This window comes from Synechococcus sp. R55.7, assembly GCF_047461955.1.
GTDB lineage: Bacteria > Cyanobacteriota > Cyanobacteriia > Thermostichales > Thermostichaceae > Thermostichus.
The window spans coordinates 1-7,582 of record NZ_JANSIC010000079.1 but is presented as its reverse complement, the minus strand read 5'-3'; the positions used below and the strand labels follow the sequence as shown (position 1 = coordinate 7,582).

General features: G+C 60.9%; 7 protein-coding genes. 5 read left to right on the top strand and 2 right to left on the bottom strand.

Annotated elements, in window-relative coordinates:
• Window positions 1-563: DUF3769 domain-containing protein (locus NW820_RS05925; protein ID WP_414406958.1), on the bottom strand; the 563-nt coding region annotated here is incomplete at its 3' end.
• A gap of 52 nt (window positions 564-615) precedes the next feature.
• Complete coding sequence (gene larE, locus NW820_RS05920) at window positions 616-1,536, bottom strand: ATP-dependent sacrificial sulfur transferase LarE (RefSeq protein ID WP_414406957.1); 921 nt, start codon at window positions 1,534-1,536, stop codon at window positions 616-618.
• 467 nt (window positions 1,537-2,003) lie between these two features.
• Here larE and ebsA point away from each other — a divergent pair, with 467 nt between their 5' ends.
• The 5 genes from ebsA to NW820_RS05895 all read left to right on the top strand — a co-directional run.
• A complete protein-coding gene (gene ebsA / locus NW820_RS05915; protein ID WP_414406956.1) occupies window positions 2,004-2,375 on the top strand; it encodes a type IV pilus biogenesis protein EbsA in 372 nt (123 codons plus the stop codon).
• Complete coding sequence (cimA, locus tag NW820_RS05910) at window positions 2,365-4,083, top strand: citramalate synthase (RefSeq protein ID WP_414406955.1); 1,719 nt, start codon at window positions 2,365-2,367, stop codon at window positions 4,081-4,083. Before ebsA ends, cimA begins: the two co-directional genes overlap by 11 nt.
• A 17-nt stretch (window positions 4,084-4,100) precedes the next feature.
• The gene (gene coaE, locus NW820_RS05905; protein ID WP_414406954.1) at window positions 4,101-4,817 is read left to right on the top strand and encodes a dephospho-CoA kinase; all 717 of its coding nucleotides are present in this window, start codon (window positions 4,101-4,103) and stop codon (window positions 4,815-4,817) included.
• Window positions 4,818-4,846: 29 nt separating this feature from the next.
• Window positions 4,847-5,353 carry a hypothetical protein gene (locus NW820_RS05900; protein WP_414406953.1) on the top strand — a complete coding sequence of 169 codons (507 nt, stop codon included), beginning with the start codon at window positions 4,847-4,849 and terminating at the stop codon, window positions 5,351-5,353.
• 122 nt (window positions 5,354-5,475) lie between these two features.
• Window positions 5,476-7,582: DNA polymerase III subunit gamma/tau (locus NW820_RS05895; RefSeq protein ID WP_414406952.1), on the top strand; the 2,107-nt coding region annotated here is incomplete at its 3' end.

Below are 7,582 nucleotides of genomic sequence, written 5' to 3'. Positions count from 1 at the left end.
CGAATCTCCAACTCCGGCGGATCCAGCGGGTCGTTGGTCAGCCGCACCTGTTCTCCTTCCCAGGTGTTGGCATCGAAGCGAATGCGAACGGCACGAAAGCGCACCAACCGCTCTGGCGCCAAAGCGGCTGCCGGGGATCCACTGGCCTGCAACTGGCCAATATCCACCTGCCCGAAGGCCTCTTCCAAAAATCCCCGCTCTTGCTCAAAGTCGTACTCCAGCCGGGATCCCTGAATGCGCTGCCGATCCAGTTGAATAGAAACATTGCCCTCGGCCACAGCCCGCCGCTGTCGCAGTTCAATGCGCAGGCGATCCGCCCGCAACACAGAGCGGCCCAGCCGCATCTCCACATTGCCTTCTGCTTGGAAGACTTCCGCCCGTTGATCGAAGGTTTGCCGGTCAGAACGCAGCCGTAACGTTCGGTCGGCAACGGCGCTGAGGTCAGTCGTATCCATGGGCTGAGCGCCCCCCTTCTTCTGGGACTCCACCTGAGCCGCAGTAGGGCCGGCAACTGCCAACCCCAGCACCCCCAAGCAGAGCCAGAGCAACCGCAACCCTCTCATAATCACCCGGCGCAAAACTTCAACACAGATCCCCTACGGCTTCCCCAGCCCGCTAGCTTGTGGCCAACTGGGAAAGGTTGAGGACTCGGTTGAGCTTGCCGCTGCGGTAGCCCTCCAAATCGAGACTGACATAGAGATAGCCGAAGGATTGCAGGGCCTTGACCAGCGCTTCCAGATTGGTTTTCTGCACAAACTCCACGATCTGATCCGGAGGAAGTTCGATGCGGGCGGTGTCCTTCTCCGAGCGCACCCTGACCTGCCGCCAACCCAAGCTGCGCAAGTAGCGCTCCGCCGCTCCCACCCGACGCAGCTTCTCAGGGGTGATTGCCTCCCCGTAGGGAAAGCGAGAGCTGAGGCAGGGTTGGGCCGGTTTATCCCACCAAGACAGCCCCAGGTGGCGAGACAATTGCCGCACCTCCAGCTTGCTCATCCCCACCTCCGCCAAAGGGGAACGCACGCCGCGCTCCCGAGCTGCCTGTGTCCCCGGTCGGTAATCGGCCAGATCGTCGGCATTGAGACCATCCACCACATGGTTATATCCCTGGGCTTGGGCCAACAGGCGCAAGGTATCGTGCAAGTGGCTTTTGCAGAAGTAACACCGGTTAACAGGGTTGGCAGCGTAGCTCGGATCCTCCAGCTCGTGGGTTTCGACGATCTGATGGCGGATCCCGATTTGCCGAGCCTGCTGAATTGCTTCTTCCAAATCTTCGGGCAGCAGCGAAGGAGAAGCAGCGGTGACAGCCAGGGCCCGCTCCCCCAGCTGATCGCAGGCCAACTTGGCCACCAGGCTGCTATCAACCCCCCCAGAGTAGGCCACCAAGACCTGCTCCATCTCGGCGAAGATCTGGACAAGCTGCTGGAACTTGCGCTGCAGGACGGGATCCCACTCCAGCAGGGGGTTGGCCGCTATTCCTCCCTCTCCGGGGGGGAGAAGGTCGAGACGAGAGGCGGTTGGGCCTTGGGCTGTGCTCATGAAGACAGAAGATGCCAAGCGTTTGGAGAACCAAGCAAGGGCACCGTCTCGCCACCGCCGGCAGGAGAAAAGCCGGTTGCTATCAGGGGCAGGGATCCCTCCTTTTCTATTCTTTCCTAGAGATCCCCGACTTTCCAACGCTTCCCTCCAGCTTGGGATGCGGGATCCCTCAAGGAAAAGTAGACAATTGGGCAATCTATCCGTAGTCCGCTCACCCGCTGTCGCGATGGTGCTATGCCTCCGGCACCCTACCGGGAACCGCACCGCTTCGCGATACGCTGAATAAAATGGGTTGCAGTGGCCCCTTATAATTTTTTCTGGGTTCTCTGCCGCAATTGACCTCACAGCTTTTTCCGGCGACACTTGCTACAGCCAATGCAGAGATATCTACTTGGTTATAGGGATCCCACCTATCTTGCAGAACTTCATGAAACTTAGAAAAAGCGGTACCCCTCTCCTAGCGCACCATGGCTTTGCAACTTGAACCCGCCAGCCCGCCAGAAGTGGCCGTTTATCAGCCCTATTACGCCGTTGCCCGCCGACAGTACCTAGCCCTCGCGGTGGGCCTCTACAAAAAAGCCAGCCTGGAAGGGCAGAGGGCCATCGAGGGAGAGGGGCCTGTCCGCTTCTTGGCCAGTTGGCATACGTCCCCGTTGCCCTCGGATCTGACGGTGGTTCAGGTGATCTTTGCTCAGGATGCAGATCTCACCTATCAGCTCTCCATCGCCAACTACGAGTTTGTGGATTATCTGATTGATGTCGTCTCTTTGGTGCAGCGCGGACAACAGCCGGATTTCTCCACCGCCTTTTACAAGAAACTGATGCGATATGAAGATTGATCTGGGTTGCTCAGCCACCATCACTCTCTACGACACCACACTGCGGGATGGGGCCCAGCGAGAGGGGCTATCGCTGTCGGTGCAAGACAAGTTACAGATTGCCAAGCTGCTGGATCGGCTGGGGATCCCGTTCATTGAAGGGGGCTGGCCAGGAGCCAATCCCAAGGATGTGCAGTTTTTCTGGCAGATGCGGGAAGAGCCCCTAGAGCAAGCCGAGCTGGTGGCTTTTTGTTCTACCCGCAAGCCGGGGCGGCGGGCGGCAGACGATCCCATGCTGCAGGCCATTTTGGCGGCGGGCACCCGCTATATAACCGTCTTCGGCAAGTCTTGGGATCTCCACGTCACCGAGGGCCTGGGCACCACGCTGCAGGAAAACCTGGCCATGATCCGCGACACCATTGCCTATCTGCGATCCCAGGGGCGGCGGGTCATCTACGATGCCGAGCACTGGTTCGACGCCTATCGCCACAACCCCGACTATGCCCTGCAAACCCTGGTGGCGGCTGCCGAGGCAGGGGCAGAGTGGCTGGTTCTCTGCGATACCAACGGCGGATCCCTGCCCCACGAGATTGCGGCGATCACGGCAGCTGTCTTGGCAGAATCCCATCACCTGCAGCACTTGCCCCTAGGGATCCACACCCACAACGACTCCGGCACTGCTGTGGCCAATGCCCTGGCGGCGGTGCAGGCAGGGGCGCGCATGGTGCAGGGCACCATCAACGGCTATGGGGAACGCTGCGGCAATGCCGACCTGTGCAGCGTCATTCCCAACTTGCAACTGAAGCTGGGCTATCGCTGTCTGCCGCAAGAGAAGCTGCAACACCTGACGGAGATCTCCCGCTCCATCAGCGAGGTGGTCAATTTGGCCCCGGATGACCATGCGCCGTTTGTGGGCCTATCGGCCTTTGCCCACAAGGGCGGGATCCACGTCAGCGCCGTTCAGAAAAACCCTCTCACCTACGAGCACATCGCCCCGGAGCAAGTGGGCAACTGTCGCCGCATCGTGGTCTCAGAACAGGCGGGGCTGAGCAACATTCTCCACAAAATGGCCGGATTCGGGATCCGGCTGGACAAGTCGGATCCACAGGCGCGCTTGATTTTGGAGCGGCTGAAAACTTTGGAGCTGCAGGGCTATCAGTTTGAGGCTGCTGAGGCCAGCTTTGAGCTGTTGGTGCGGGGCTTGCTGGGACAACGCTCCCATCCTTTTGAGGTGCTCAGCTTCAACGTGACGACCACCACCCGCTCCGATTGGAACAGCAAAGACTGGGATCCCAGTGGCGAAGCAACGGATGTGCAATCTTTGGCGGCGGTGAAGATAGCGGTGCAGGGGCAAACTCGAGTGACAGCGGCGGAAGGCAATGGGCCGGTGGCTGCTCTGGATGGGGCGCTACGCAAAGCGCTGCTGGAGTTTTATCCCCAACTGGAAGCGATTCACCTGTCCGACTACAAGGTGCGCATTTTGGACGGGCGGGCCGGCACCTCGGCCAAAACGCGGGTGCTGGTGGAGTTCAGCGACGGTCACCGCCGTTGGACAACGGTGGGGGTTTCCACCAACATCATCGAGGCCTCCTGTCGGGCTTTGGTGGAGGGCTTTGAGTATAGCCTGCTGCCGCCCAGCTCTCCTTTGCCGGCTGCGGCAGAGCACCGTTCTAACGACTCCGTCCGAGTAGCGCAAACGGCAATGGCCGCACCAGCGGCCTCTTCTTGACTATGGCCTACAGCTCGATGAGGATCATCGGCCTGACGGGCGGAGTGGGCACGGGCAAATCCACGGTCGCCCGCATCTTGGAGCAGCACGGGATCCCGGTGGCCGATGCCGATCAAATGGCCCGCCAGGCTTTGGCATTGGGATCCCCCATTCGCGAGCGGGTACTGGAACGCTATGGGAAGGCCATCCAAACACCCTCCGGGGATCTGGATCGCCGGCGGTTGGGCCAGATCGTGTTTGCAGATGCCGCTGAGCGGGCTTGGCTAGAGGCCCAAATCCACCCTTTCGTTAGAGCTCAACTGCAAGATTTTCTGTCCGCGTTGGCGGAGCAGAGCTCTAAAGTCCATGGGGTGCCGCTTGAGGAAGAGCCTGGTTCCCAAAAGAACAGCGGGCCAGGGTTTTCCTCTGCCCAGGGATCTCAAACCGTTTGTCTGATGATCCCGTTGCTGTTTGAAGCCCACATGGAAAATTGGGCCAGCGAGATTTGGGTGGTGACTTGCACCCCAGAGCAGCAGCGGCAACGCCTTGCTCGCCGGGATCTTCTTACACCGGCAGAAATCGAAGCTCGCATCGCCAGCCAGTGGCCTTTGGCGGAAAAAGTGCGCCGTGCCGATGTGGTGCTGGACAACTCCGGATCCCTGGCTGAGCTGGAAGCCCAGGTGAAGCAAGCTTTGGCGTCGGCGGGCCAGAGGCCATTTGCCTCACCCCCGCGGGCCGGATACAGTGACGGGTAGGGTCTGGTGGGACGGATCCCTTGGTATCCATGTACGGATGGGTTGAGGGAGAAACGATGCAGGAAGCAGGTTGCATCGGCAAGACGGAGTTTGCCCAAGCTCTGGCTGCGCGGGAGCAGGAAATCCAGCTTTTGCGAGAGCGCAATCGCATCTTGCAGGGCCAGGTAGACCTTCTGGAGCTGCGCCAAGAAAAGCAACACCGGCAAATTCGCAGCTATGAGGCGGAGATCGAGCAGCTTTACCAAGAGAAGCAGTTGCTGGAGCAGATGATTCAAGAGTTGCCAGAGCTCTACCGGCGCAAGCTGCAAGCCCGCCTGCAGCCCATCCGCCAGCGCATCGCCGCCATCCAGGCAGAGAATCGCCAGCTCAGGAAGGAGGTGTATCAGCTCAGCTACCGCGTGCAGCACATAGATCAGCTCGACTCGCCCGGCTGGATCCAGCTTCCCTCTCTGCGTCGCCGGGATCCCAAGTCCTCAGCGGAGCGGAGCACAAAAGCTCTGCCGGTCTCCCCCCCTGGTGTCCAGCCCTGCTCTTGATGGGCAGGGAGGGATCCCGCCATCGAGAAGCCAGAATAGGGGAGCCCCGGTGGGATCGCGTCAGCAGAGCAGAGCTCTTGCGCGGTTCCGGTTGGGGCGCTGCTTGCTTGGAGATCCCGGAAATGGCCACCGCTGGCAACTATGAACCCCTGCATTTAAAATACCGCCCGCAGCGCTTTGCCGATGTGGTCGGCCAAGGAGCGGTGGTGCAAACGCTGGCCAATGCCATCCGGCTGGGGCGGGTGGCGCCTGCCTATTTGTTCTGCGGGCCGCGGGGCACGGGAAAAACCTCCAGCGCCCGCATCTTGGCCAAGTCTTTGAATTGTGAACAGGGGCCGACGCCGGATCCCTGCCAGGCGTGCAGCCAATGCCGCGCCATCACTGCGGGAGCCTCCCTGGATGTTCTCGAGATTGACGCGGCCAGCAACACCGGCGTAGACAACATCCGCGAGCTGATCGAGCGGGCCCAGTTTGCCCCGGTGAACAGCCGCTACAAAGTCTATGTCATCGACGAGTGCCACATGCTCAGCAATGCGGCCTTCAACGCCTTGCTGAAAACTCTTGAAGAGCCGCCCCCCCGCGTGGTATTTGTCCTGGCCACCACTGACCCGCAGCGGGTTTTGCCCACCATTGTTTCCCGCTGTCAGCGGTTTGACTTCCGCCGCATCCCCCTCGACGACATGGTGGCCCACCTGGGCAAGATCGCCGCCCAAGAAGGGATCCCTATCACGCCGGAGGCGCTGCAACTGGTGGCCCAACTTTCCCAAGGGGGCCTGAGGGACGCCGAACGCCTGCTGGACCAGCTCAGCCTCTTGGAAGGATCCATCACCCCGGAGGCGGTTTGGGACTTGGTGGGCGGGATCCCGGAACAGCAGCTTTTGGCTCTGATGGATGCGCTGCTGGCTCAGGATGTGCAGGCGGTGCTCAGCCAAACTCGGCAATTGTTGGAGCGGGGCAAAGAGCCCTTAGCCCTGTTGCAGAACTTGGTGGCCCTTTACCGGGATCTGCTGCTGGTCAAGACAGCCCCCCAGCAACGGGAGTTGGTGGCTGTAACGGACTCCACCTGGGCAGCCCTGCAGCAACGGGCCCCTCGCTACTCGGTGGAGATACTGCTGGCAGCCCAGAGCCATCTGCGCCAGTGTGAGCCGCAAATTCGTCAAAGCGGACAGCCCCAACTGTGGTTGGAAATTGCCCTAGTGGATCTGCTGGGCCAGCTGCGCCCAAGCATGGTGGCTGAGGATTCAGCGGAACGGAGTCCTTTCCCAGCCCTTGACCTATCTCCTGCACCCCAGAGAACTCCCCCGGACGGGACAGCCCCTCCGGCCCCTGCTGCGACCATCAGCCCATCAAGCCCATCAACTGTTGGTGAGATAGATGAATTAACTGTTGGGCCTTCAGCCTCCCCTGCTGTTGCGTCGAGCCAGAAGGCAGATCGCGCTACTCGGACGGAGTCCTCGGAGCAGCCCAGAGAACCGGCAAGGGACGCCGCCACAGTCAAGCTGCTGCGCCCCCACTGGGACGAGTTCCTCAAGCGCCTCTCTCCCCTCACCAAGGCTCTGATGGGATCCGGCCACCTGCACCAAGAGACTCCTGAAGCAATTACCCTCGCCTTTCCCAGCAAGGGTTTGGTGGAAAAAGTGCGCAGCAAAGAAGCCGAACTGCGGTCGGTGCTCCACAACCTGCTGCAGCGCCCTGTGCAGCTCAACTTGATTGTGCAGCGCTCCAGCGGGCCGCATGTTTCCATTCGCGTCAGCGGTGCGGAGTCCTCGGCACTGCTCAGCCGAGAAACAGACCTGCCCCCCGCCCCCCCAGATCCTGTGGCCACGCCGGGGTTGCAGAGCGATAGCACCAACAGTCGTGCTTCCTCAAGGGAGCCCAGAGCAGAACCGCAGAGCCACGGCCTTGCCCGGCGACAGCAACATTCCCCTTCTGACTCCAGCCCACCTTCGCCAGAGCCTGAGCGGGACAATCCTATGGGTGGCCCCAAGGTGGCCGGCTTGGCAACCCAAGGACTTTTTCCTGCCGGTGCGAACAAAGTGCTCCGCACCGCTGTCGCGACCGATTCTCCAAGTCGTGCAGAGCGCCGCGACACCCTGCACGGTGGGCAGTCCTTCGAGCTAACCCAGGAGCTGGCGGAGATTGCCCGCCGTTTTGCCGACCACTTCAACGGCAGCTTGGTGGATTTGGAAGGGGTGTTGGAGTCTGACGTGACGGGATCCACGGAAGAGC